Annotated in this window: 23 protein-coding genes; 13 read left to right on the top strand and 10 right to left on the bottom strand. The window is 65.0% G+C overall.

What is annotated here, in order from left to right; genetic code table 11:
* The first annotated feature begins 50 nt into the window (after positions 1–50).
* Together ACWW36_RS08800 and ACWW36_RS08795 are read left to right on the top strand one after the other, a co-directional pair.
* A complete protein-coding gene (locus tag ACWW36_RS08800) occupies positions 51–1,394 on the top strand; it encodes an MFS transporter (protein ID WP_456141165.1) in 1,344 nt (447 codons plus the stop codon).
* Positions 1,395–1,408: 14 nt separating this feature from the next.
* Entirely contained in the window at positions 1,409–1,948 is a 540-nt protein-coding gene (locus tag ACWW36_RS08795; RefSeq protein WP_456141164.1) for an LOG family protein, read from the top strand.
* Positions 1,949–2,640: 692 nt separating this feature from the next.
* On the opposite strand, the gene ACWW36_RS08790 is transcribed toward ACWW36_RS08795, so the two are convergent.
* From ACWW36_RS08790 to ACWW36_RS08750, 9 genes are all read right to left on the bottom strand, one after another.
* Positions 2,641–5,733: a replicative DNA helicase gene (locus tag ACWW36_RS08790; protein ID WP_456141163.1), complete on the bottom strand. Its 3,093-nt coding sequence runs from the start codon at positions 5,731–5,733 to the stop codon at positions 2,641–2,643.
* Positions 5,734–6,216: 483 nt separating this feature from the next.
* Positions 6,217–6,672 carry a 50S ribosomal protein L9 gene (rplI, locus tag ACWW36_RS08785; protein WP_456141162.1) on the bottom strand — a complete coding sequence of 152 codons (456 nt, stop codon included), beginning with the start codon at positions 6,670–6,672 and terminating at the stop codon, positions 6,217–6,219.
* Between the two features lie 15 nt (positions 6,673–6,687).
* Entirely contained in the window at positions 6,688–6,942 is a 255-nt protein-coding gene (rpsR, locus tag ACWW36_RS08780) for a 30S ribosomal protein S18 (RefSeq protein ID WP_456141161.1), read from the bottom strand.
* Between the two features lie 37 nt (positions 6,943–6,979).
* A complete protein-coding gene (locus ACWW36_RS08775; RefSeq protein ID WP_456141160.1) occupies positions 6,980–7,498 on the bottom strand; it encodes a single-stranded DNA-binding protein in 519 nt (172 codons plus the stop codon).
* A 108-nt stretch (positions 7,499–7,606) separates the two neighbouring features.
* Positions 7,607–7,897 (bottom strand): 30S ribosomal protein S6, encoded by a 291-nt coding sequence (gene rpsF / locus ACWW36_RS08770; RefSeq protein ID WP_325333651.1) that lies wholly within the window; start codon positions 7,895–7,897, stop codon positions 7,607–7,609.
* Positions 7,898–8,019: 122 nt separating this feature from the next.
* Positions 8,020–8,658, bottom strand: coding sequence for a DJ-1/PfpI family protein (locus tag ACWW36_RS08765; protein WP_456141159.1), 639 nt, complete (start codon positions 8,656–8,658; stop codon positions 8,020–8,022).
* 14 nt (positions 8,659–8,672) lie between these two features.
* Positions 8,673–10,355: a glycosyltransferase family 87 protein gene (locus tag ACWW36_RS08760; RefSeq protein WP_456141158.1), complete on the bottom strand. Its 1,683-nt coding sequence runs from the start codon at positions 10,353–10,355 to the stop codon at positions 8,673–8,675.
* Positions 10,352–12,682 carry a transglycosylase domain-containing protein gene (locus ACWW36_RS08755; RefSeq protein ID WP_456141157.1) on the bottom strand — a complete coding sequence of 777 codons (2,331 nt, stop codon included), beginning with the start codon at positions 12,680–12,682 and terminating at the stop codon, positions 10,352–10,354. Before ACWW36_RS08755 ends, ACWW36_RS08760 begins: the two co-directional genes overlap by 4 nt.
* A 145-nt stretch (positions 12,683–12,827) precedes the next feature.
* Positions 12,828–13,262: a DUF5318 domain-containing protein gene (locus tag ACWW36_RS08750; RefSeq protein ID WP_456141156.1), complete on the bottom strand. Its 435-nt coding sequence runs from the start codon at positions 13,260–13,262 to the stop codon at positions 12,828–12,830.
* Between the two features lie 112 nt (positions 13,263–13,374).
* On the opposite strand from ACWW36_RS08750, the gene ACWW36_RS08745 reads away from it, so the two are divergent.
* The 10 genes from ACWW36_RS08745 to ACWW36_RS08700 all read left to right on the top strand — a co-directional run bounded on the left by ACWW36_RS08745 (position 13,375) and on the right by ACWW36_RS08700 (position 23,789).
* On the top strand, positions 13,375–14,238 hold the full coding sequence (locus tag ACWW36_RS08745; RefSeq protein WP_456141155.1) for a DUF1707 SHOCT-like domain-containing protein: 864 nt from the start codon (positions 13,375–13,377) through the stop codon (positions 14,236–14,238).
* A gap of 111 nt (positions 14,239–14,349) precedes the next feature.
* Positions 14,350–14,895, top strand: coding sequence for a PadR family transcriptional regulator (locus tag ACWW36_RS08740; RefSeq protein ID WP_456141154.1), 546 nt, complete (start codon positions 14,350–14,352; stop codon positions 14,893–14,895).
* Positions 14,896–14,930: 35 nt separating this feature from the next.
* The gene (locus ACWW36_RS08735; RefSeq protein ID WP_456141153.1) at positions 14,931–16,007 is read left to right on the top strand and encodes an inositol-3-phosphate synthase; all 1,077 of its coding nucleotides are present in this window, start codon (positions 14,931–14,933) and stop codon (positions 16,005–16,007) included.
* Positions 16,008–16,091: 84 nt separating this feature from the next.
* Positions 16,092–16,991, top strand: a complete 900-nt coding sequence (locus ACWW36_RS08730; protein ID WP_456141152.1) for an alpha/beta fold hydrolase — start codon at positions 16,092–16,094, stop codon at positions 16,989–16,991.
* 141 nt (positions 16,992–17,132) lie between these two features.
* Entirely contained in the window at positions 17,133–19,205 is a 2,073-nt protein-coding gene (locus ACWW36_RS08725; protein ID WP_456141151.1) for a PhoX family protein, read from the top strand.
* A 10-nt stretch (positions 19,206–19,215) separates the two neighbouring features.
* A complete protein-coding gene (locus tag ACWW36_RS08720; RefSeq protein WP_456141150.1) occupies positions 19,216–20,004 on the top strand; it encodes an LLM class F420-dependent oxidoreductase in 789 nt (262 codons plus the stop codon).
* Between the two features lie 42 nt (positions 20,005–20,046).
* The gene (locus ACWW36_RS08715; RefSeq protein ID WP_456141149.1) at positions 20,047–20,751 is read left to right on the top strand and encodes a GntR family transcriptional regulator; all 705 of its coding nucleotides are present in this window, start codon (positions 20,047–20,049) and stop codon (positions 20,749–20,751) included.
* 49 nt (positions 20,752–20,800) lie between these two features.
* Complete coding sequence (locus tag ACWW36_RS08710; RefSeq protein WP_456141148.1) at positions 20,801–22,558, top strand: ABC transporter substrate-binding protein/permease; 1,758 nt, start codon at positions 20,801–20,803, stop codon at positions 22,556–22,558.
* Entirely contained in the window at positions 22,558–23,289 is a 732-nt protein-coding gene (locus tag ACWW36_RS08705) for an amino acid ABC transporter ATP-binding protein (protein WP_456141147.1), read from the top strand. Before ACWW36_RS08710 ends, ACWW36_RS08705 begins: the two co-directional genes overlap by 1 nt.
* Positions 23,290–23,345: 56 nt before the next feature.
* Entirely contained in the window at positions 23,346–23,789 is a 444-nt protein-coding gene (locus tag ACWW36_RS08700) for a MarR family winged helix-turn-helix transcriptional regulator (RefSeq protein ID WP_456141146.1), read from the top strand.
* Here the strand turns inward: ACWW36_RS08700 and ggh are convergent.
* Entirely contained in the window at positions 23,786–25,123 is a 1,338-nt protein-coding gene (gene ggh / locus ACWW36_RS08695; RefSeq protein ID WP_456142417.1) for a glucosylglycerate hydrolase, read from the bottom strand. The genes ACWW36_RS08700 and ggh overlap by 4 nt on opposite strands.
* Before the next feature lie 53 nt (positions 25,124–25,176).
* Between ggh and ACWW36_RS08690 the strand changes: the two genes are divergently transcribed.
* A complete protein-coding gene (locus ACWW36_RS08690; RefSeq protein WP_456141145.1) occupies positions 25,177–25,842 on the top strand; it encodes an SDR family oxidoreductase in 666 nt (221 codons plus the stop codon).
* Positions 25,843–25,865 lie beyond the last annotated feature (23 nt).

The following is a 25,865-nucleotide window of genomic DNA, read 5'->3' as shown; positions in this document are numbered from 1 at the left end:
CCTAGCACACCGGCCGAACGGTCCGCGCATCTCCGATTGAAGGAGCCTTCGTGTCATCATCTCCGGTCCCCACTGAGACGTCCGCTACCGGGCGCCGCCCCACCCTGCCCGCCGGACTGGCTTTAACGGGTGCAGCGATCACGTTCACGAGCCTGTATCTCGCGGCAGGCGCGCTGATGCCGCTGCTGGTGGTCTACAAAGAGCAGTGGGGGTTGCCCGCAGCGCTTCTCACGCTGGCGTTCGCTGTCTTCGCGATCGGATTCCTCGCCGCCGTCCTCACCCTGGGGTCGCTGTCCGATCATGTCGGCCGGCGCCCAGTTCTGTTGGGAGCACTATTCGTTCAGCTCGCATCGAACATCATGTTCCTGGTCGCCCCCGATATCGGCTGGGTGATCGCCGGCCGCATCGTGCAAGGCTTCGCCACCGGCGCAGCAACGACTGCTTTCACCGCCGCGCTCGTTGAACTCGCCCCGCCGAACCGAAAAAAACTGGGCACGATCCTCGGCAGCGTCGGCCTGACCGGCGGGCTCGGTGTCGGATCCTTGCTGGCTGGCCTCGCGATTCAGCTCACGGCTACGGCGAATGCCATCATCTTCATCGTCCTCACGATCATCACGATCCTCGGAATCGTGGTCATGGCCCTGTCTCCTGAGAGCGTGACCCGCGTGCCCGGTGCGCTCCACTCGCTGGTCCCGCGCGTCGCCATCCCGCCCGCTACGCGTAGGGAATTCACCGCAGCGGTGCCCGTGATCGCCGCAGTCTGGATGCTCTCAGGCCTGTCGGGCGGGATCGCCCCGGGCTTGGTTCGCAGCGTCTTCCTACTGAACAGCGGCCTGCTCAACGGATTGTCCGGGTTCATCGCGCCGGCAACATCGGCTGTGATCGGAGTAATGTTCGCCCGACTCGACCCACGGCGCTCGATGACCATCGGGATCTACGCGTCCATCGTCGGGGCCATCGGCATCATCGGTGGCGTTTACGCCGGAAGCCTCGCAACCATGATCATCGGGCAGGGTGTCGCCGGTGTCGGCTTCGGTGCGTCCTTCACCGCATCCCTTCGACTCATCTTCCCGCTCGCAGCGGCACATCAGCGGGCGGGTGTCGTCGCCAGCATCTACCTCGTCTCCTACCTCGCGTTCGGAGTGCCCGTCATCATCGCCGGCCAACTCGCCAGCCCCGTCGGCTTGGTGCCGACGGTCCTCTGGTACAGCACGGTGACCGTGCTCTTGGCGCTCGTCAGCCTCCGAGCGCAGCTGAATCTGGGTCGTCAAATGTCTTCTGCGTCCCCCTCCCGATGGTCGACCATGACCGCGCCGGTTGAAACCGACGCTGCGGGTGCCTGCCATTCTGGCGGATCGACGATGACTGACCCGCTCGCCCCGATCCCCCGCTGAAAGCGACCGATCGTATGAACATTTGCGTCTTCCTCTCCGCTGCCGACCTGGACGAGCGATATACCCGGCCGGCCCGCGAGTTCGCCGAGCTCATCGGCACTGGCGGCCACACCCTGGTGTGGGGCGGATCCGATACCGGGCTGATGAAGGTCGTCGCCGATGGAGTACGGCGGACTGGAGGGCGGCTCGTCGGGATCTCGGTCGTCCTTCTCCAGGCGTGGGCCAGGAAGGACGCCGATGAGATGGTGATCGCCAAGGATCTCGCCCAACGGAAGGCGCTGATGCTCGCCCGATCCGACGCGGTCGTGGTGATGCCCGGCGGCCTGGGCACGCTGGACGAGGCGACCGAGATCCTGGAGCTCAGGAAGCACGGATTGCACGACAAGCCGGTGGTGCTGCTGAACACGGCGGGCTTCTACGACGGGTTGGCACTCCAACTCCGGCGGATGGAGGAGGACGGGTTCCTGCCAGTGCCCCTGGCCGAGCTGGTCTTCGTCGCCGACGAGGGTGCCAGCGCACTCGCCCACGTAACGGAGTCCGTCGGATTACGGTGATGGGACGATGACGGCAGTCGTGACTCTCGTAATCTCGACAGCTCTAGCCGCGACTCGTAGTTCACGTGGCTGCATTCTGTTGCGCACCAATAGGTTCCGGCGTAGTTGCGCTGGCCGAGGTACCAAGGGAATGTGCGCCAGGGCGGCCCATCGACTATTGCCAATGGATCCGCGTCGGCCAAGAGAACGTCAGCAGTGGTGCCGTCGGCCCACTTGTAATGAGCTTGGGTGCGTCGATAGCAGCGCGGGTTCGCTTGGCCATCACCGTGTGCTTGCAGTTCGTCAGAAGCTGATTCTGATCGAATGATGGCAGCCGACCACAACCGGTGAACAAGCCGCTTAACACGATCGTGGCTATAGCGAAACAAGCAGGCATGCACAATCGTTCGCAGAACATAAGCACCCAAACGAAAGCGCCAGGCGCTTCAAACATGTGCAGCGGTGTGAAAAATCCCGGGACGTCTGCGCCAACGAATCCCGAACGCTATCGTTACCGGCTGTCGCGTCCGCACCGCGAACATAACGGTCGTGTGCATCGAACTCTTCAATGCGTTCTGGACGGCCAGTGGACTTGCGGTAGCGCCTGCGCGGCAATAAAGTCTGACGATTTCTCAGCTTCGTGTCGTATATGACATCGATATGTCATCTCGGCTGAGAATGTGACATCGAATTTGAGAACCTACAACAGGCGGCTACGCCTTAGCCATGTTGGTGAAGCGCGACAGGTGGAGCTGATGCGCGACGGTGATGGTCTTCGTCGGGCCGTTGCGGTGCTTGCCGAGGATCAGGTCGGCTTCGCCACCGCGTGGATCGTCGCGCTCGAACGCATCCGGCCGGTGCAAGAGGATGACCATATCTGCATCTTGCTCGAGCGAGTTATGTGCCGACAGCCCATTCGCGACGAAATTGTGCGTGCCGCTTACGGTTCCGTCGTAAACATCATGTTCGCCAATGCTCGTGATTTCGACGATCTCGTCCCAGAACACGTCGTTAGCGGTCAGGTGATGGATCTCAGAGTCGTCGAGCAGCGCGGCGGCGCGATGCAATCGCGACCTGCTCGGCGCATGTTTCCACATTGTTGAACCGCAGAACTTCGTACCCATCGCCGCAGCGAACTGGCGATGTGTCATTTGCTTATCCGCCAACAACTTACGGACCTGTCCCCATACTTCCTTCGGAACCGTGTCCAAGTTCGTGTTGCGGGCAATGCCTTCCAACTTGGCAAGTACTTCACGTGCCGCAAACCACTTTTCACCGTTGACACCCGCATAACGCAAGAACCGCGTCTGGTTGCCGGCGCCATAGATGTACAGATGCCACGCGTCGCGGTAACCAGCCTTTTTCACTCGCTTGACTCGCCCGAATACCCCAAGCCGGAGCAACAGCATTGCCACATCGTCAACTAATTGCCGGCTCGTCGACGCGTAGTAGATGCGGGCTTGGCCCTGGTTGGCATCCCACGACACGGAGCCATCAGTTGCCCACAGATGGTGTAGGAACAATGCGATTTGGTCGTTCGGCAACGCGAAAACTTCTTGGGGTACGAACTTTTCGTAGCTTCTCTTTCCAAAGAGACCCAGCCCGTCGAGCCACGCCGCAATTGGATTGCGCTTGCCATGCGTCAGTCGGTACGGCGCGGGCAACCTCAGAGTCGTGACACGCGCTGCGGCGTACTCGTCGCGAATAGCCGTCACGCCGAAGTGCTCTGCCGCCTTCGTCACCGCTACCAGGTTCTGCTCATCGATGCTCGCATAGCGAATCGGCTGCCGCTTCACGCACGAATCATCGCCGATCATGTGCGCAAGCAGAATGACCTCAGAGTCGTCCATACGTTCCGTCTGGACCGGCTCGGGCACCCGACGCGGCACCGCAAGGCGATCGCCGACCTTCAACTCGCCCAACGGCGTCCACCCGGCGAATGTCATGAACGGATGGTTGGCTGTCGCCTCGATCTCACGACCCGAGGCCAGCCGCATCTTGAAGACTTCCTTGTGCCCGCTGTAGAACACGTTCGTCATCGGGCGCGCGACCATCCGCTTACGTTCGTCCAACGACCACACCAAGGGCCGCTCGCCCGTCCGCATCAGCTCACCGAACGTCACTTCCGCGCCCGTGTCCGCGCGCAGAATTCGTGTGTTCGCCGTCAGACAGCCCGACTCGCGAAGGTCCGAGATCATCGGCTTCTTGTCGGTGCGCTGCTCCGGACCGCGGTTCAGCTGGCTGATCGCGACCACCGGCACATCGAGTTCCTTGGCCATGAGTTTCAGGCTGCGCGAGAAGTCCGACACTTCCTGCTGGCGCGACTCGTACTTCTTGCCCGACGTCATCAGCTGCATGTAGTCGACGACGATCAGCTTCAGGCCCGCCTTCTGTGACAGGCGTCGCGCCTTCGCGCGGATCTCCATCATCGTCAGGTTCGGCGAGTCGTCGATGTACAACGGTGCCTCGCTGATCTCGCTCATCCGCCTGGCCAGACGCGTCCAGTCGTCGTCGCTCATCCGGCCCGACCGCATATCGGCCAGCTTGATCTTCGCCTCGGCCGACAACAGCCGCATCACGATCTCGGACTTGCTCATCTCGAGGCTGAAGATGACGCTCGCCATCCGGTGCTTGATCGAGCAGGACCGCATGAAGTCCAGTCCCAGCGTCGAGTTGTGCGTCGGCACCATGCCCCGGCCGGCCAGGTACAGGTGCGAACCGTTGTCCACCTGCACGCAGCGCACCGCGACACTGTTAACCCGGCGCACCGCATCGATCTGCAACACCGGCGCCATCAGCGTCGGTGCGCCCCGGCGAGCGGAGTAGCGCGCCATCGAACCGGCTGCAGCGATGCTGTCTATGCCCGTGCGCAATTCAGCCGTAGTGCGGATGCCATAGCCCGTCGGCCATTGATGGGCGGCGTCGGCGACAATCACCGTCCCGTCGGAGAACTCCACCTCGTAGCACGGCCGGCCGAGCAGGATCTCCGTTGCCGCGACCACGCACGTCGGCTCACCGTCCGCGCCGAGCAGCCGATCCCCTACCGCGACGTCGCCCATCGTGGTCCAGCCCGTCGGCGTCGGTAGCGGCGTATCGAGCGCCAACGCCTTGCCGACACCCGGTCGCGCCGCGATGATGATCATCTGGCCCGGATGCAGACCGTTGGTCACCTCGTCGAGTTCGACGAACCCCGTCGGAACACCGCGCGCCAGGCCGCCCTGCGACGCGATCGCATCGATCTCGTCCATCGTCGGCTGCAGCAGATCCTCAAGCGGCACAAAGTCTTCCGACGTCCGACGCTCGGTGACGTCATAAATCTCCGACTGTGCCCGGTCGACGACGTCGTTGACATCGGCGCCATCCGCCCCGGCGTACCCGTACTGAACGACGCGGGTACCGGCCTCGACGAGCCGCCTCAACAGCGCCTTCTCCGCGACGATGCCCGCGTAGTAGCCGGCGTTGGCCGCCGTCGGCACCGTCGAGATCAACGTGTGTAGATACGGCGCCCCGCCGATCCGCCGCAACAGTCCGCGGCGGTCCAGCTCGGCGGCGACCGTCACCGCGTCGGCCGGCTCACCGCGGCCGTACAGATCCAGGATCGCGTCGTAGACGTTCTGATGCGCGGGCCGATAGAAGTCGCCGGGGCGGAGCCGCTCGAGCACATCGGCGATCGCGTCCTTGCTCAGCAGCATGCCGCCCAATACCGACATCTCCGCGGCGTTGTCCTGTGGCGGCTGCCGGCCGAAGTCCTCGCTGGGGGGTGGGACGTCCATGCCCGAATGCCCGAGGTCATCTACGACAGCCATGGCGCGGCCCGCCTCCTCCCCGAATTCGAACGTACATTCGACAGTCTGACACCGTGACTGTAAATCTCGCCACCGACAAGGCGTACCGCAACCACCGCAATCTGCCCGCGACGGCCAACGCTAGACGTTGCTGAGAACCACGCAAGTGGGTGTTGTTAGTAGACCTGTGGATGGGGTGTGGATACCTCCGGCCACCCATGTTGAGTCGTTGGGGAGAACTTGTGCATGAATCGGCAGTTTTCGAGTATCCGCGCAGATAGTCGCACGATAAAGGGCGTGGGCTCTTGTGGATGACAATTCACTCGGCGTGTCGGGCCTGGTTGCTATCTCGGGCGTGTTGTATTTCGCCCGAGGGGCAGGCAGGTTAACAGCAAGTTAGCTTCGCTGCCCCCCAAACGTGGCGCAAAGTTCGCCAGGGCATGCAGCAACAACCGGGCGGAGACGGATCACCATCCCCACCCGGTCAAATTGACGCTCGCGTTACTACCCGGCGACGACGTTCAGCGACACCGCGGCATCCACCTCGGGGTGCAACCGCACCGCGATCGGGTGGTTGCCCACCGACTTGATGTGCGCCTTTGGCAGCTGCACGGTCCGCTTGTCCAGATTCGGTCCGCCGGCCTTCTTGATTGCCGCAACGACGGCCGCCGGTGTCACCGAGCCGAACAGCTTTCCGGTGTCCGCCGCTGCCTTGACCGACAGCTCCACGGCGCCGAGACCCTCGATAGCCGCCTTCAGCTCGTTGGCGTGCTCAAGTCCCTTGACGCTCTTGATCTCCTGGGCGCGACGGATGTCCTCGGCCTGCCGTTCGGCGCCACGCGTCGCGACGATCGCCAGCCCACGGGGCAGCAGGAAGTTGCGTCCGTAGCCGTCCTTGACCTCGACCGTGTCACCGGCCGAACCCAGATGCTCGACCTCAGCAGTAAGAATCAGTTTCATCTCTTCAGGTCCTTCTTAACGCGTCGACGAGCTGAACGGCAGCAGCGCGACCTCGCGGGCATTCTTGACCGCGATCGCGATGTCACGCTGGTGCTGCACGCAGTTACCGGTGACGCGACGGGCGCGAATCTTGCCGCGCTCGCTGATGTAGGTGCGCAGCAGCGCGGTGTCCTTGTAGTCGATGGTCTGCCCCTTCTTGGAGCAGAACACGCACTTGCGGGTCTTGATCGGCTTCTCGGGCGCGGGGCGCCGCTTCGTGGCCTTGGCCATGTGTCTATCTCTTTCTGGTATTGCTTATCAGTTTTTGTCAGAAGGGCGGTTCGTCGTCACCGCCACTGAATGAGCCCGACGCCGGGGCGCTGCCCCACGGGTCATCCTTGGGCTCGGAAGCGCGGGAACCGCCGCCGCCACCAGCGCCGCCACCGCCACCGCCGCCGAATCCGCCGCCACCGCCGCCGCTGCGGCTCGCCTTGTTGACCTTGGCGGTCGCGTAGCGCAGCGAAGGTCCGATCTCGTCGACCTCGACCTCGAAGACGGTGCGCTTCTCGCCCTCACGGGTCTCGAATGAGCGCTGCTTGAGCCGCCCCTGCACGATGACTCGCGAACCCCGGGTGAGGCTTTCAGCCACGTTCTCGGCGGCTTCACGCCAGATGTTGCATCGAAGAAACAGCGCCTCGCCGTCCTTCCATTCCCCGCTCTGGCGGTCGTAGATGCGCGGCGTCGACGCGACCGTGAAGTTGGCCACGGCCGCACCGGACGGGGTGAACCGCAGTTCCGGGTCGGCGGTCAGGTTTCCGACGACGGTGATGGTGGTGTCACCAGCCACGAGCTTCCTCCTGGGCAGATTGTTCGGCTCTTCGCGCAAGCGCTCATCGCTGCGAGTTGTTGCGCGCGAGCCTACGCAACGCGCACGACAGCCGACGCGTGTTCGGGCCTAGTGCTTGTCGGTACGCATCACCTTGGTGCGCAGCACCGACTCGTTCAGTGACAGCTGACGGTCCAGCTCGGACACCGTGGCCGAGTTGGCCTTCACGTCGATCACCGCATAGATGCCCTCGGCATGCTTGGCGATCTCGTATGCCAGCCGGCGCTTACCCCAGATGTCGACCTTGTCGACAGTCCCGCCGTCCTTGCGGACAACGTTGAGGAAGGCCTCCAGCGACGGTGCAACGGTGCGCTCGTCGAGAGTGGGGTCAAGAATGACCATGATTTCGTATGGACGCATGAGAACCACACCACCTCCTACGGTCTTGTTCGGCCACGGTCGATCCATGGCAGGAGGGTTACCTGCGTCGGCAACCGGCCCAGGCTACAGGAACAGGCGTTGATCTGCGAAATCGCGCTCACCTATGCCCGAAAACGGTAGAACTCCTCGGCCAGATCCTTCGTCGCGTCCGATGCCTTGGCCAGGTCGCCGGAGTCGAACGGCGGCTCGGGGTCGTACTCGATCATCAGCTGGCTGGCCTCGGCCGCCTCGCGCCCGACCAGGAGCTCGACGAGCCGAAGCGCCATATCGATCCCACTGGACACCCCGGCCGCGGTGATGATCCGCTGCGGCAGATGCTCGACGACGCGCTGTGGCACGTACTGAGCACCCAGCGAGATGAACAGGTCCTGCACCCGCCAGTGCGTCGTCGCTGTCAACCCCCTGAGCAGACCAGCCGCCGCGAGCACCAGCCCGCCCGTGCACACCGACGTCGTGAAGACCGAATGATCGTGCGCCTCCCGCACCCAGTCGAGCACTTCGGCGTCGTTGATCAGCACTCGTGTCCCGATGCCGCCGGGAAAGACGACCACGTCGGGCTGCGTGATTTCGGCGAACGACTTGTCGACCATCACGCCGAGCATGTCGTTGTCGCTACGGACTTCTCCGCGCTGGTGGCCTAGGAACACCACGTCGATCGACGGAACCCGTTGCAGCACTTCGTAAGGGCCGATCGCGTCGAGTGCGGTGAATCGCTCGAACAGTGGAATCGCTACCAGCATCAGTCGACTCTCCGTCAGGTGCTTCGCGCCAGATCCGGTTCAGCTTCCGGCTCGGCGTGGTCGGCTGCCGGTGTGACCGTCGTTCGGCCGGCCTGCGGGCGCAGCCAGTCAGGAAGCCACCGCGGCGGCGCGTCGGGCACCCACTCGAACACCCCGCCCGACGGGTCATCGACTTGGCCTCGGCACCGCACCAGATCCAACTCCGGACGGTAGATCTGGCGAATCACCAATGCGCACAGGCCGATCACGGCGATATCCCGCAACAGGACTGTGGCGGTGAACCATTGTTCGGGCAGCCCGCGATTCTGCTCGCCGTACAAGAACAGCATCCGTGGAACCCACACGAGCATGTCGATTGTCATCCACGCCAACAGAATCCGGCGATGCGGCAACGCCAGCACGGCCAGCGGTACCAGCCACAGCGAGAACTGCGGACTCCACACCTTGTTGGTCAGCAGGAACAGGGCGACGACGAGAAACGCCACCTGCGCCAGCCGCGGCCGCTGTTTGGCCGTCAGCACGATGTATGTGATTGCGATGCAACACGATACGAACAACGCGGCCGATACGAGGTTCAGCACCGTGGGCGGCTGCCAGAACCCGAGGTTCTGATCGAATCCGCCCCACCCGGTGAATGACTTGACGACGTTGTAGATCGAGTCCATGTCGTCACCGCGTCGGGTGTTGAGCCGGAAGAACTCCGACCATCCGCGAGGGAACAACGCCATCACCGGCAAGTTCACCAGCAGCCACGCCACCACCGTGGCTATCGCCGCCCTGCCCACCTCACGCAGTCGCCCGGTCCGCACACCGAGGATCACCAGCGGTACGAACAGCAGCAGCGGATAGAGCTTGACGGCGACACCAAGGCCGATCAACACGCCCGCGAGCCCTGGTCTTCGCCGCGCCCACGCCAACAGCGCACCCGTCGCGAAAGCCGTTGCCAGTGCGTCGAAATTCGTGAAGATCTGAAAAATCAGAATCGGCGAGCCGGCCACCAACGCCGCATCCCAGATGCGGCGCGAACCGGCCAGACCCGCGGTGGCCCACACGGTGATCAGCCACGCCAGCGCCAGTCCGAACGCGGAGATGTTGAAGAACATCACCACCTCGGCGATGACCGGCATCGCAACCAGTTTCGTCAGCGCCGTATACGTCTTGGCCAGCGCCATGGACACGTACTGGTAGAGCCCGGTCAGCACCGGATACTCCATGTAACGTACGGCGGTGTTGCCGTCGTACTGGAGGCGAGGCTTGCCGGTACTGTCGGTCTCCACCCAGCTCGACTTGTACGGAAACTTCCCCAGGTTCAACAACTCCGCGGTGTACAACGGCACCGTGTCGGAGTAACACAGCTCGTAATACGCGCGTTGGTTCTGCCAATTTCCGACCCGTTGATCGGCCGGGCCATGGCCGGTGGTCTGCAGACATGCCGCTTTCGTCGAATACCCCAGCGCGAGAAGGACCAAAGCGATCATCAGCATCACGCGCAGCGGAGTCAGGAACCGTGCGCGGCCGATAAGCGCATGCCGCCCAACGGGTCCGCCGATCACACCGGAAAGCGCCGCGCCAATCGTGTCGGTGCGGCTGGGCAGGTCGCGGTCATCAAGGCTCCGCCGGTCTTCCGCCAGCCGAGCCGGCGAGACAACACCTGCCGGCCGGGCCGGCGATACTGTCGCCTCGTCGGACTCGGTCACGGGGGCGGAGGTGGCGGCGGGGCCCCAGGAACCTCGGCTGGTCCCGGCGCGGGTCCGACCGGCGTCGGCGGAGCGAGGGGCATGGTGGTCGGCGGCCCGAGCGGAATCGTAATGCCCGGCGCCACTTCAATAGTCGGCTGGATGACCGTCTCCGACGGCGTCGGCGGCACGGTTGTCGACGGCGGCGGCGGTGCCTGCGGCACACCCGCATACCCACCGATCTCGGTTGGCTTCGGGAACGTCTCGTTATCCGTGCCCTTCAGCGCGCCGTCCATCGTCGCCTTCCAGATGTCCGACGGAAGGCCGGACCCGTACACCGGGGAGCCAGACTTGTTCTCCAGCGGCTTGGTGCCTTCGGTCGTGCCGACCCACACCGCCGTCGATAGCGACGGCGTGTAGCCGACCATCCACGCGTCCCGGTTCGCGTCGGTGTCGCCGAGCTGATTGGTGCCTGTCTTGGCCGCCGACAGCCGTCCACCGGCGAGGTTATGCCCCCTGGAATAGCCGGCGATCGGCTGCATTGCGGACGTGACGTTGTCGGCGACTGCCTTGTCGATGCGCTGCTCGCCCGAGTTGTCCTGCCCGCTCGCATCGAAGAGCACCTCGCCCTGCGAGTTGACCACCTTCTGCACGAAATGCGGCTTGTGATAAACGCCTGATGCCGCCAGCGTCGCGTACGCCGATGCCATGTCCAGTACACGAGTTTGGTACTGGCCCAACACGACTCCGTTGTTGGGCGGTCCGCCCCTGCCGTCCTCGGACAGCGTGTGATCGACGCCTGGGAAGCTTTCCGCGATGCCCGCCTTGTGTGCGGCGTCGGCCACGTCTTGCGGGCCATTCTTGAGCTTGAGCATCAGCCGGTAGTAGCTGGTGTTCAGAGATCGCTTGAGCGCCTCGGCGATGGTGCAGGTGCCGCAGCCCTCGCCCTCGACGTTGGTGATCTTGATTCCGTTGACCGTTACGGGCGAGCTGTCGACCTGAAAGCCCAGGCCCATACCCTGCTGCAGTGCCGCCACCAAGGCGAACACCTTGAACGACGAGCCCGTCGGCAACCCGGCCTGTGCGAAGTCGAACCCGTTGGCGTCCGAGCCGCCGTAATAGGCCTTCACAGCACCGGTGTGCGGGTCGACGGACACCACCGCCGTGCGCATGTCGGGATCCTGCCCCTCCATGTATTTCGACACGGCGTCCTCGGCGGCGGCTTGCGCCTTGGGATCGATCGTGGTGGTGATCTGCAGGCCCTGGGTGTTCAGCGTCTTCTCGTCGATGTTGAACAGATCGAGTAGTTCTTTGGTGACCTGACGTTCGATCAAACCGTTCGGGCCGGTGGTCTGATCCTGCGAGCGCGCCTGCTCGGGTGGCACCGTCGGCGGAAACACTTGGGCCGCACGGTCTTGCGGGGACAATGCGCCGATGTCGACCATGCCGTCGAGCACCCAATTCCAGCGTTCGGCCGCGCCTTCGGGGTTGACCGCGGGGTCCAGACCGGACGGCCGCTGGATGAGCGCCGCCAGCAGCGCGCCGTCCGCGACGGTCAGCTGCTCGACCGGCTTGTTGAAGTACGCCTTGGACGCCGCAGCGATCCCGTACGAGCCGCGGCCGAAGTAGATGATGTTCAGATATGACTGCAGGACTTGGTCTTTGGACCATTCGCCGGACATCTTCGTCGAGATGACCAGTTCCTTGGCCTTGCGAACCAGACCACCGACGCCCGAGCGTTCGGAACCGACGAGCGCGTTCTTGACGTACTGCTGGGTGATCGTGGAGCCGCCCTGCAAGTCGCCGCCGAAGATGTTGTTCTTCACCGCCCTGGCGAAGCCGGAGAAGGAGAAGCCGGGGTTGGAGTAGAAGTCACGGTCCTCGGCGGCCATTACCGCATTGCGTACATGCACCGGGATCTGGTCGATGTTGACGTCGACGCGATTGCCTTCGGGCGGAACGATTTTCGCGAGCTCGCTGCCGTCGCTGGCGAGGATCGTGGACACCTGGTTGGTTCGGATGTCACCCGGGTTGGGCACGTCGACGATCAGGTAGGCCATCCCGAACGTGACCAACGGCAGCACGATGAGCACCGCCACCGTCGCGTACAAGCCCCGGCGTACCCATTTCCAGTTGATCTGCTCGCGGAAGCTCGGCCGCGGCCCCGGCGGTCCGGCGGGCGGGCCGCCGCCACCGGGTGGGCGGCGGGGCGGAGCAGGCGGCGGTTGTTTTGGCGGCGGTACACCGTCGAGCGCCGCCTTGACGACGTCGATCGGATCCCGCAGATGCGGCGGTCGCGCATCGCGGACGGGCGGCAGGATCGCGGTACGCCGATCGTCGGGGGGCATCGCCGAAGCGCCTGGCCGTCGTGGTGCGTCGGACCCTGGCGGCCGATGCCGACCGCCGTCGCGTCGGGGTTGCGGACGCGCACCGACACCGTCAGCCCCCTGCCCCATGCGGACATCGCTGGCTGACCGGTCGTGGCGCCCTTCGCTATTCACTGGCCGTGCGCGCTCGGCCGCGCGCGGTCTGGGTACGTCTCGGTCCGCGCGATCCCTTTGGCGGTGGGACCGCGCCGAGCACATACGACTTCACCAAGTGATTCCAACTGCAGGTGCGGCATACCTCCACCACGTGTACCGAGAACTCGTCGTAACGCGTTGCCAGCAGAACCAACTCCTCGGCGGTGCGCGCCGAACCAGATACGGCGCCCAGGTGATCTCCGAAAACCCATGACACCAACGTGAGCTGTTCCTTGCGGCAGATCGGGCACGTCACCGAACTCGGCTTGCCGTGATACTTCGCGGCCCGCAGCAGATAGGGGTTGGCGTCACAGACCTCAGTAACCCCGGTGCGGCCCGAATAAACCTCAGCGAGCAGCGAGCGGCGCCGAAGCGCATAGTCCACCACCTGTCGCTGCAGTCGCACGGAGACCAGAGTACGTCGGCCGCACGACCGCCGAGGCGTGACGCCACCACCGCCTCGGCGTGATGGACATCTGGTCTGCGCCGATAGCAACCGAACTCTTACGATCATCGTCGTGGCGACGAGGCAGACAGCAGGGACGCGGGCGAAGGATTCCGACCGCAACGACACGTGCCAGATCCTCGACAGCGCGTTGAGCGAGGGACAGCTGTCGATGACCGAGCACGGCGACCGGGTCAAGGCCGCGACCAACGCCACCACACTCGGTGAGTTACAGGATCTGGTCTCCGATCTTCAGAACTCGAACGCCCCCGTTCAGCTGCCGGATCTCAAGAAGCCGTCGCGGCTCGGCGGCGGCAATTGGAAGTTCGGCCTGGCGGTATCCGCCGTGCTGTTACTGCTGGGCATCGCGATCGGCTGGGGGCTGTACGGCAACACAAGCTCCCCGCTCAGCTTTCAGTCCGACCCGGGGGCCAAGCCCGACGGCATCACCCCGGTCGTGCTGACCCCTCCGCATCAACTGCAATCACTGGGCGGACTGACCGGACTGATCGAGCAGATGAAGCAGAAGTTCGGCGACACCAACGGCTACCGGTTGGTGGTTTACCCGGACTACGGGTCGCTGGACCGGCCGGACCCCAAAGATGACCGCCGCAAGCTGGACTACACCTATCGCGGCGGCTGGGGTGATCCGTCAACCACGACCGTGAGCGAGAACGACAAAGTGGTGGACCTAAGCAAGTTCGACGCGAAGAAGGTGGTCGGTGTGCTGCGCGGCGCCCCGGAGACTCTCTGCATGAAGCCGGCCGACGTGAAGAACACGTACCTGATCTTCGAGCCGACCAGCGACCAGACCGCACCACCCGGCACGTTGGACATCGACGTCTACGTGTCGAGCGATTTCGGCAGCGGGTATATCGAGCTGTACGGCGACGGCACCGAGAAGCAGATCAACTACCCCGGCGACAGCTGCAAATAGTTCGTCGCTGGTCAGCGGTACGCAACCTTTTGTTGGCGCCGAATATATCGGCGCGATACTATGGCCCGAGGTGTCGAAGCGTCGTAGCGGACGAGCAAAGGGGGTGTCTCGGTGCTGGAACTTGCCATCCTGGGGCTCCTCCTCGAATCGCCCATGCATGGCTACGAGCTGCGCAAGCGGCTGACTGGCTTGCTCGGCGCCTTCCGGGCGTTCTCCTACGGCTCGCTCTACCCGGCGTTGCGACGCATGCAGGCCGACGGCCTGATCGTCGAGGACGCCGCGCCCGAGGGAATCCCGAAGATGCGCCGCGCCCGGCGCGTCTACCAGCTCACCGATGCCGGTAAGCAGCGCTTCGCCGAACTGGTGGCCGATACCGGCCCGCAGAACTTTTCCGATGACGGATTCGGCGTTCACCTCGCGTTTTTCAACCGCACGCCGGCCGAGGCCAGGATGCGGATCCTCGAGGGGCGCCGCCGTCAGGTGGAGGAGCGTCGTGAAGGCCTGCGTGAAGCAGTGACGCGGGCCAGCAGCTCAATTGACCGCTACACCCGCCAGCTTCATCAGCTCGGGTTGGAGTCCAGCGAGCGCGAAGTCAAGTGGCTCAACGAGTTGATAGCCGCGGAACGGCTGGCGCAGGGACGCGCCGAGCAGCCGTGATCAAGACCGAAGTAAGTGAGAGGGAGAACGTCGTCATGACTGAGAACACCGACATCCGGGTCGCCATTGTCGGCGTGGGCAACTGCGCGTCCTCGCTGGTCCAGGGCGTGCAGTATTACCAGGACGCTGACGAGACGGCCACGGTGCCCGGTCTGATGCACGTGCGCCTAGGCCCGTACCACGTCCGCGACGTCAAGTTCGTGGCCGCCTTCGACGTCGACGCCAAGAAGGTCGGCTTCGACCTGTCGGAGGCGATCTTCGCGTCGGAGAACAACACCATCAAGATCGCCGACGTGCCGCCCACCAACGTCACGGTGCAGCGCGGGCCGACGCTCGACGGCATCGGCAAGTACTACGCCGACACCATCGAGGTGTCTGACGTCGATCCGGTCGACGTCGTCAAGGTGCTGCGCGACAACGAGGTCGACGTGTTGGTGTCCTACCTGCCGGTGGGCTCCGAAGAGGCCGACAAGTTCTACGCCCAGTGCTGCATCGACGCCGGCGTGGCGTTCGTCAACGCGCTGCCGGTGTTCATCGCGAGCGACCCGGTGTGGGCCAAGAAGTTCGAAGACGCCGGCGTGCCGATCGTCGGCGACGACATCAAGAGCCAGGTCGGCGCGACCATCACCCACCGCGTGATGGCCAAGCTGTTCGAGGACCGCGGCGTGCAGCTCGACCGCACGATGCAGCTCAACGTCGGCGGCAACATGGACTTCCTCAACATGCTCGAGCGTGAGCGGCTGGAGTCGAAGAAGATCTCCAAGACCCAGGCCGTGACGTCGAACCTGCAGCGCGAGTTCAAGACCAAGGACGTGCACATCGGCCCGTCCGATCACGTCGGCTGGCTCGACGATCGCAAGTGGGCCTACGTGCGGCTCGAGGGTCGTGCGTTCGGCGATGTGCCGCTGAACCTGGAGTACAAGCTCGAGGTGTGGGACTCGCCGAACTCGGCCGGCGTCATCATCGACGCGGTGCGCGCCGCGAAGATCGCCAAGGACCGCGGCATCGGCGGCCCGGTGGTCGCCGCGTCGGCGTACCTGATGAAGAGCCCGCCCAAGCAGCTGCCCGACGATATCGCCCGCGCGCAGCTCGAGGACTTCATCGAGGGCTAGTCGCCGTTGACTCTGCGCTCAGGGCTCGGATCACTCGTAGTTTTAAGCCCTGGCCGCAGAGTGAATGCATCGTAAGGTCAGTTCGTGACTGAGATCTCCGCCGACGACGAACTGGCCTCGCTGGGTGAGTTCACCTTCTTGCAGGAGAACGCCAGGCAGGCCCGCGTCGACACCGTGCCGCCGGTAGAGCGGATCGACTCCGGTCCGATCAGCGCACTCAAGTTCGGCGACGCCGCGCCTCGGGTGGTGTTTCTGCACGGCGGCGGGCAGAACGCCCACACCTGGGACACGGTCATCATCGGGCTCGGTGAGCCGGCGCTGGCCATCGACCTGCCCGGCCACGGCCGGTCGGCGTGGCGTGACGACGGCGACTACGGACCGAAGCTCAACGCCGTTGCCGTGGAGCCCGTAGTGCGCGAGTTCGCTCCGGATGCCGACCTCGTCGTCGGGATGTCGCTGGGCGGGCTGACCGCGATCCGCTTGGCGGTCGCGGCGCCGGACCTCGTCCGCAAGCTGGTTCTCGTCGACGTGACACCGTCGGCTCCGGAGCGGCACACGCAGATGACCGAGGAACAGAAGGGCACCGTCGCGCTGGTCGAGGGTGACCGAACGTTCCCGACCTTTCAGGCGATGTTCGACCTGACCGTTGCGGCGGCGCCGCATCGTGATCGAGAGTCGTTGCGGCGCGGCGTCTTTCACAACTCCAAACGCCTCGACGATGGCACGTGGACGTGGCGCTACGACACGATCCGCAAAGGCGAGGGGTTCGACGATCTGTGGGGCGACGTCCCTCGGCTGACCGTCCCGACGACGTTGGTGCGCGGCGCCAATTCAGCGTTTGTGAACGATGAGGACGCCGCTGAGTTCGCCCGCACTGCGCCCGGCTTCCAAGGGGTGCGGATGGTCGAAAACTCGGGCCATTCGGTGCAGAGCGATCAGCCACTCGTGCTGATCGAGATATTGCGTGAGGTGTTGGGTAGCTAGCACCGCTGTGTGCCCGGCTATGAGCGACAAAGTCGTCGATGGCGACAATGTCGCCGCTAGCCGGGCAGCGGGAACAGTGGGTCCCCGGACTAGTCGCCTGCTGTTCACCGCCCGCTAGCCCGATTCCCGTAGGTTCCGGCCGTGGCCCTCGTACCGCTGAACCTCTTCGTCACCCACGACGGTCGATCCTCGCGCCAGCACGTGACGTGCCGCTACAAATGCGGAGACGCCTGCTCCAAGCCCGTCGCGAACACCAGTGAAAACGAATACTTCGGCGACATCGCCAAGGCCGTGTCGCGACGGTCGGTGTTGCAGGCCAGCGGTATCGCGGTGCTCGCGGTCGGCGCCGGCTCGGCGCTGGCGGCATGCGGGCAAGGCGAGCAGCCGACCGCGACGCCCACCTCTTCGGCGGCACCCACCGAAGCCCCTCCGGGCATGAAGTTCACCGCGGTCGTACCCAACCGCGACGACGCCGTCGTCATCCCCGAGGGCTACCAGCAGGCGGTGGTGATCGGCTGGGGAGATCCCGTTCTGCCCGATGCGCCGACGTTCGACGTGAAAGCGCAAACCGGCGCCGCGCAGCGCGGCCAGTTCGGCTTCAACAACGATTTCGCGGGGCTGCTGCCGATCGACGGCGTGAAAGATCACTACCTGCTGGTGACCAACTTCGAATACGTCACGCCGCAGTTCATGTTCCACGACTACGACGCCAAGAAGCCGACCCGTGAGCAGTTCGACATCGAGATCGCCGCAATGGGTATGGGCGTCGTCGAGGTCGAGCGCACCCCGCAGGGGCTGAAGCCGGTAATGGGTCGCTACAACCGCCGAATCACGGCCGATACACCGTTCGTGTTGACCGGTCCCGCCGCGGGAACCGACTTCGTCAAGACGCAGGCCGACCCGACCGGCCGCACCGTGGCGGGCACCATCGCGAACTGCTCGGGCGGCGTGACCCCGTGGGGCACCGTGCTGTCCGGCGAGGAGAACTTCCAGAGCTACTTCGGCGCGGCCGAGGGTGCACCGAAACCCAACCCGGTCGACGCCGACCGGTTCGACCGCTACGGCATTGAGCTCAAGCCATCCGAACTGCTGTGGGAGACGTACGATCCGCGCTTCGACCTCACCAAGTCGCCCAATGAGCCCAACCTGTTCGGCTACATCGTCGAGCTCAACCCGTGGGACCCCAACTCGACACCGGTCAAGCACACCGCGATGGGCCGATTCCGGCATGAAGCCGCCAACATCTATGTGACGAGCGACGGAACCGTGGTCGCCTACAGCGGCGACGACGAACGCTTCGACTACATGTACAAGTTCGTCTCGTCCAAGAAGGTGCAGCCGGGCGGATCAGATCCCGCGGCCATGGCCCACAACATGACCATCCTCGACGAGGGCACGCTGTACGTCGCGAAGCTGTCCAGCGACATTCCGGCCGGCGAGATCGACGGCTCCGGCAAACTGCCGTCGACAGGCTCGTTCAGCGGCACCGGGACCTGGCTTCCGCTGCTGCGGTCGGGCCCCAACGGCCAGGCCGAATCCTTGGTGCCGGGTGTCACCGCGCAGGAGGCCGCGGTGTTCACCCGCTTCGCCGCCGACAAGGCGGGTGCCACCAAGATGGACCGCCCCGAAGACTTCGAGGCCAACCCGAAGACCGGCAAGGTCTACGTCGCTCTCACCAACAACGACAAGCGTGGCGCGCAGGGGAAGGCCGGACCGGACGCGGCTAATCCGCGCAACGACAACAAGAGTGGGCAGATTCTCGAGATCACCGACAACCACGCCGGGACGGACTTCACCTGGGATCTGCTTCTGGTCTGTGGTGACCCCGCCGCGGCCGACACCTACTTCGCCGGCTTCGACAAGACCAAGGTGAGCCCGATTTCGTGCCCGGACAACCTCGCGTTCGACAGCCACGGAAACCTGTGGATCGCCACCGACGGCAATGCGCTGAAGTCCAACGACGGGCTTTTCGCCGTCGCACTCGACGGCCCCAACCGCGGTGAGACCAAACAGTTTCTGACTGTGCCCAAGGGTGCGGAGACGTGCGGGCCGGTGGTGACCGATGACGTCGTCACGGTGTGCGTGCAGCATCCCGGCGAGGGTGACGACTACAGCATCGACAAGCCGCTGTCGCATTGGCCCGACGGTGGCGGCGCACCTGCGCGGCCCTCGGTCGTCGCGGTGTGGAAGGCCGACGGCCATATCGGCGTCTAGGTTGGAATTCGTGCCTCATCCCATTCGCATCGGCGTGCAATTGCAGCCGCAACACTCCCCGACCTACGACAACATCCGCGACGCGGTCCGTCGCGCTGAAGACATCGGCATCGACGTCGCCTACAACTGGGATCACTTCTATCCGCTCTACGGCGCACCGGATGGTCCCCACTTCGAATGCTGGACGATGCTCGGCGCCTGGGCCGAGCAGACGTCGCGCATCGAGTTCGGCGCACTGGTGACGTGCAATTCGTATCGCAACCCCGAACTGCTGGCCGACATGGCACGCACCACCGACCACATCTCCGGTGGGCGGCTGATTCTCGGCATCGGCTCCGGCTGGTTCCAGCGCGACTACGACGAATACGGCTACGACTTCGGCACGGCGGGTGGACGGCTCAACGAGTTGGCCAAGGCACTGCCGCGGATCAAATCCCGCTTCGCCAAGCTGAATCCTGCACCCACACGCGACATCCCGATCTTGATCGGCGGAACCGGCGAGAAGAAGACGCTTCGCATGGTCGCCGAGTACGCCAGCACGTGGCACGGCTTCGTCGACCGCGAGAGTTACGCACACAAAGCCCAGGTCCTTGCGCAGCACTGTGAAGCGATTGGCCGCGACCCCGCCGAGATCGAGCGGTCGGCCGGCCTACAGGGCAAGGGCGGCGCACTGCTGGCCGACGCCGACGCCATGCTCGAGCTTGGCGTGACGCAGTTTACGGTCGGCGTCACCGGTCCCGATTACGACTTGAGCTCCGCCGAAGCGTTGTGCCGCTGGCGCGACAGCCGATCGTCGTAACCGCGCCAAAACGGGGGCGTGCCGTGAGAGACTGTCGCCGCCATGCCCAAGAAGTATGGGGTCAAAGAAAAGGACCTCGTTGTCTCGCATGTCGTCAACCTGGTGCTCACCGGCAAACTGCGTTCGGGAGATCGGGTGGACCGCAACGAGATCGCGCAGGAACTCGGGCTCAGTCGCGTACCCATTCAGGAGGCTGTAGTCCAGCTCGAGCATGACGGCATCCTGTCGACGCGGTATCACCGCGGCGCGTACGTCGAACGATTCGACGAGTCTGTGGTGCGCGAGCACCACGAGCTCTACGGCATGCTCAGCGGAATCGCCTCTGCCCGAGCGGCGGTCGATGCGTCCCGGCAGATCGCCGACCAACTCGACGCGCTGATCATGACCATGCGCGGCAGCAAAGAGTCGCGTGCCTTTCAGGAGACGGCGTGGCAGTTTCGGCGAATCATCAACGATGAATACGCGGGCCCCCGGTTGCAGGCGGCGATCCGTGCATCGCAAACGTTCATCCCCCGCGGCTTCTGGCTGGCCTATCTGAACAACCACGACGAGATGCTGCCGTTCTACGAAGCCGAACTCGACGCGATCCACCGCAACGATCCCGACGGGGCGCGCGTCGCATGCACGGAGCGCTCCGCGGTGATGGCCCGCATCATGCAGTCCGAGCTGGTGCGCCGCGGCGTGTTCCGGCCTACCGGCGCCGCATGGCCGGCGACATCCAGCCCCGGAGCGCCGGTTGCGTTCTGATTGAGCTGAAGCCGCTGACTTCATCGTCACTGCTACTACGTTGCTTTGAATGCGGCTCGTGAAGGTTTTCGTCCTGGCACTGACCGCTCTGCTGGTGTGCAGCATGGGCCTGGCGGCACCGGCCGGCGCCGATCAGTGCGCACCACCTGGAGTCCAAAGCGCCAGCCCGCTGCCGACCAATCTCGCCAAGGCCGCAGGTCCCGGTGATGACAAGTACACGACCGCAACCGTCGAGCCGCTGAGCGCCGTCAACGTCGAGGCGCTCGGGTTGAGCGTGCCGGGCACGCTGACCGTCGGCACGCTCTCGGACGCCCCGCCGAGCATCTGCATCAACTCGGCCGGCCAGTTCACCGGGTTCGACAACGAGCTGCTGCGCGCCATCGCCGACAAGCTCGGGCTGAAGATCAACTTCGTCGGCACCGAGTTCTCCGGACTGCTGGCGCAAGTGGCTTCGCGGCGCTTCGACGTCGGCTCGTCGTCGATCACCACGACAGACGCACGCCGGAAGACCGTCGGCTTCACCAACGGCTACGACTTCGGCTACTTCTCGCTCGTGGTGCCCACCGGCTCGCCGATCACCGGGTTCGACAAACTGGCAGCGGGCCAACGCATCGGCGTCGTGCAGGGCACCGTGCAGGAGGCATACGTCGTCGACACGCTGCACCTGCAGCCCGTCAAGTTCCCGGACTACAACACCGTCTACGCCAGCCTGAAGACGCGCCAGCTCGACGCGTGGGTAGCGCCGTCGCAGCAGGCGTCGGGCACGGTGCAGGCCGGCGACCCGGCGCAGATCATCGAAAACACCTTCAGCTTGGACAATTTCGTCGCGTGGGCCGTCGCGAAGGAGAACCGGCCGCTGATCGACGCGCTCAACGCGGGACTGGACGCGGTGATCGCCGACGGCACCTGGTCGCGGCTGTACTCCGATTGGGTTCCGCGCGCGTTGCCGCCCGGCTGGAAACCCGGCTCCAAGGCGGCGCCGCTGCCGCAGCTACCCGACTTCAACGCGATCGCGGCGCGGCAGCAGCCTGCAGCGGGGCCGGCCGCACCGAAGTCGACGTTGTCGCAACTGAAGGATTCGTTCCTCGACTGGAATCTCTACAAGCAGGCCATTCCGGATCTGTTCACGACCGGCCTGCCGAACACGTTGATCCTGACGGTCAGCGCTTCTGTCATCGGCCTGGTGCTCGGGATGGCCCTGGCCGTCGCCGGTATCTCGCGGGCGCGGTGGCTGCGATGGCCGGCCCGCGTGTACACAGACATCTTCCGCGGGCTGCCCGAAGTCGTGATCATCCTGCTGATCGGGCTTGGCGTCGGGCCGGTGGTCGGCGGACTGACCGGGAACAACCCGTATCCGCTTGGCATCGCCGCTTTGGGCCTGATGGCTGCTGCGTATGTCGGGGAGATCTTCCGGTCCGGCATTCAAAGCGTCGAACCCGGCCAGCTGGAAGCCTCGCGGGCGCTGGGGTTCAGCTATGCGTCGTCGATGCAGCTGGTGGTGGTGCCGCAAGGTGTGCGGCGAGTCCTGCCGGCGTTGATGAACCAGTTCATCTCGCTGTTGAAGGCGTCGTCGCTGGTGTACTTCCTCGGCCTGGTGGCCGATCAGCGCGAGCTGTTCCAGGTGGGCCGAGACCTCAACGCGCAGACCGGAAACCTGTCGCCGTTGGTCGCGGCGGGCCTGTTCTATCTGGCGTTGACGGTTCCGCTGACACATCTGGTCAACTTCATCGACGCCCGGCTGCGGCGCGGCCGCCCGCCCGGTGAGGAAGATCCGCTCGAGCTGTCCACATCGCAGGAGATGATCTGATGGCTGATCCAGTCTCGTTGGCGGGCAAGGAGATTCACTTGTCGTTCGGGCCCAACGCGGTACTGCGCGGAGTGGACATCGATGTCCCCGCGGGCACCACCGCGGCGGTGATCGGGCCGTCGGGATCGGGCAAATCGACGCTGCTGCGGACGCTGAACCGGCTCTACGAGCCCGAGCGCGGCGACATTCTGCTCGACGGCCGCTCGGTGCTCACCGACAATCCCGATCGGCTGCGGCAGCGCATCGGGATGGTGTTCCAGCATTTCAACCTGTTTCCACACCGCAGCGTGCTCGACAACGTGACGCTCGCGCCTCGCAAGCTCAAGAAGCTCGACGCGGGCGAAGCCCTGGAGCTCGGGCTCGCACAGTTGGATCGAGTCGGGCTGCGGCACAAGGCCCACGTTCGGCCGGGCACGTTGTCGGGAGGTCAGCAACAGCGCGTCGCGATCGCACGGGCGCTGGCGATGTCACCCCAGGTGATGTTCTTCGACGAAGCAACGTCGGCGCTCGACCCGGAATTGGTCAAAGGCATCCTGTCGCTGATCGCCGATCTCGGCTCCGACGGGATGACGATGGTCGTCGTCACGCATGAGATGGGATTCGCCCGGTCGACGTCCGATGCGGTGGTGTTCATGGACCACGGCCAGGTCGTGGAATCGGGTCCGCCAGAGCAAATTTTCGACGCTGCGCAGACCGATCGACTGCGCCGATTCTTATCGCAGGTTCTTTGAGATTAATTGACGCGCATTCGCATGTGGCAGCCCCCGACAGGTTAGACTGGCGAATTATGGTGGAGACGGAATCGCAGGTCGGCGAGCTCGCCGGCGAGCTGCAGCGCGTACTCTCCAAAGTCTTTTCGGTCCTCCGCCGGGGCGATACGAACCGCAACGAAGCCGGCGATCTGACGCTGGCCCAGCTGTCGATTCTGCTGACCCTGCTCGACCAGGGTCCGATCCGGATGACCGAACTCGCCGCGCACGAACGCGTGCGCACGCCCACCACTACGGTGGCGATCCGGCGGCTCGAGAAGCTCGGCTTGGTCAAGCGTTCGCGTGATCCGTCGGATCTGCGAGCCGTGCTCGTCGACATCACGCCGAAGGGCCTGGCGCAGCATCGCGAATCGCTGGCCGCCCGGCGAGCTCACCTCGCCAGGCTGCTGGCCAAGCTCAGCCCCGAGGATCTCGACACCCTCACCAAAGCGCTGGTCCCGCTCGAGCGTCTGGCCGACTAGCCCAACCAGTCCAATACGGCGGCTGCCGTCCACGACTGCTGCATGCTGCCCAGCGGTTCGCCGGTGAACGGCTCGTAATACTCCGCAAAAGTGCCGTCGCTGACCTGCCGCAAGCCTTCTCGCTTGAGCACCAGTGCGCGCTCCGCCCACCCGCGGCGCGCGAAGCACCACGAGAACAGCCACGTCATCACCGGCCACACCGGTCCACGCCAATATTCCCGCGCGCGGAAGTCGCGCGACACCGGTGACGTCGACGGGATCAGTGCGTACTTGAGGTCGGGGTGCCCGCAGAACCGCGGACCTTCGAGCAGACGCAGTAGCGCGCGTTCACGATCGTGGGGCAAGCCGCCGCACAGCAACGGGGCGAACTGCGCGACCGTCTCGGTGGCCACCCACCGCTCCGCACGCACGTCGTAATCCCTTGCGGCGCCGCTGCGTTCGTCGGTCGTCTCGACGACGCCGGCACGAAAGCGCTCGGCCCACGCGTAGAGATCTCTGACATCGGCGTGCGGGCGTTTGTAGTCCTCGCCGATCTCGGCCAGCACATCGCAGGCTACCGAGAGGATCGCCGAGACGAACACGTCTTCGACGGCGAAGCTCATCACCTTCGGCAGCAGATCGTCGTCGTAGCGGGCCGCCTTCATCTCCTCGACGAGCCACAGGTACCGGTCGTACTCGATGTCGCTTGGGCGCTGGGTGGCGTCGGTGACGATGGTGTTGTCTTCCCGTTGGTACTCCGGCACATTGCCGGGAATCACGTTGGCATAGGAGCTATCCCATCGCGGCGAGTTGTCCATGCCGGACTCCCACCCGTGATACAGCGTGACGCGGCCGTGCTCGTTCTGGTCACGGCCTTCGGCGAGCCAGCGGTGCCAGCGGACGAGGTCAGCCCAGCGGCGGTCGAGGAACGCCTCGGCGACGGCGCGGGTGGACCGGCCGCGGGTGCGCGCCTGGTCGAGGATGCGCTGCACCGCGATCGCGTGCACCGGCGGCTGCGTGATTCCGGACGTGTGTCGAGTGCGCGGCGCGTTGGCAGCCAACGCCGACGTTGCCCATCGCGCCGGCCCGGGGAAGTAGCCGTCGACACCGTTGGCGAAGACGATGTGCGGGATCATCCCGTTGGTCCACTGCGCGCTCAGCAGCGTGTCGAGCTCGACGACCGCCCGCTCGACGCTCAGCGGGGCCAGACCGATCGCCACGAACGCCGCGTCCCAGCTCCACATGTGCGGATACAGCAACGGCGCCGCGGTGGTCATCACGCCCAGGTCATTGCCGCGCAGCAGGTATGCGGCGCGGGCTGCGAGCTGTGTCGGAGCGAAGCTGTGGTCGGGCATCGCATCCATCATGCGACGCGTGGGCATTCCCCGCAGGTCGGTAGGGTGGCGACATGCCGAGCGCGATGATCACAGGGGCATCCCGCGGCCTCGGTGAGGCCGTCGCCGCCGCGCTCGCACCGACCCACACGCTGTTCTTGGCGGGCCGGCCGTCGGCCCGGCTCGACGAGGTCGCCTCGCGGTTCGGCGCGACGACCTGGCCGGTGGATTTGGACGACGTCGACACCATCCCGGCCGCCGTCGAGCCGATCGTCGAACTCGACGTGCTGATCCACAACGCCGGGGTGGCCTACCCGGGCCGCGTGGCCGAGTCGACCGTCGATGAATGGCGCTCCACCATGCAAGTGAATGTCGTTGGGGCCGTGGCACTTACGCTCGCACTACTGCCTGCGCTGCGCGCCGCCAGCGGCCACGTCGTGTTCATCAACTCCGGGTCGGGCATCAACGCGTCACCAGGTTTGGCGGCGTACTCGGCGAGCAAGTTCGCACTGCGAGGGTTCGCCGATTCGCTGCGCAACGACGAACGGTCGCTGCGAGTGACGTCGGTCCATCCCGGCCGGATCGCCACCGAAATGCAGGAAGGCCTGGTCGCATACGAGGGCGGGGACTACGACCCGTCACGATTCCTGCAGCCGGAGACCGTCGCTCAGTTGGTCGCCGATGCGGTGAACGCGCCCGCCGACGCGCACATTCACGAGGTCATCGTCCGCCGGCGGTGACTTGTGCATGGTTTGTTGCGCTC

Source organism: Mycobacterium sp. MMS18-G62, from assembly GCF_053877835.1.
This window is presented reverse-complemented; position numbering and strand designations above follow the sequence as displayed.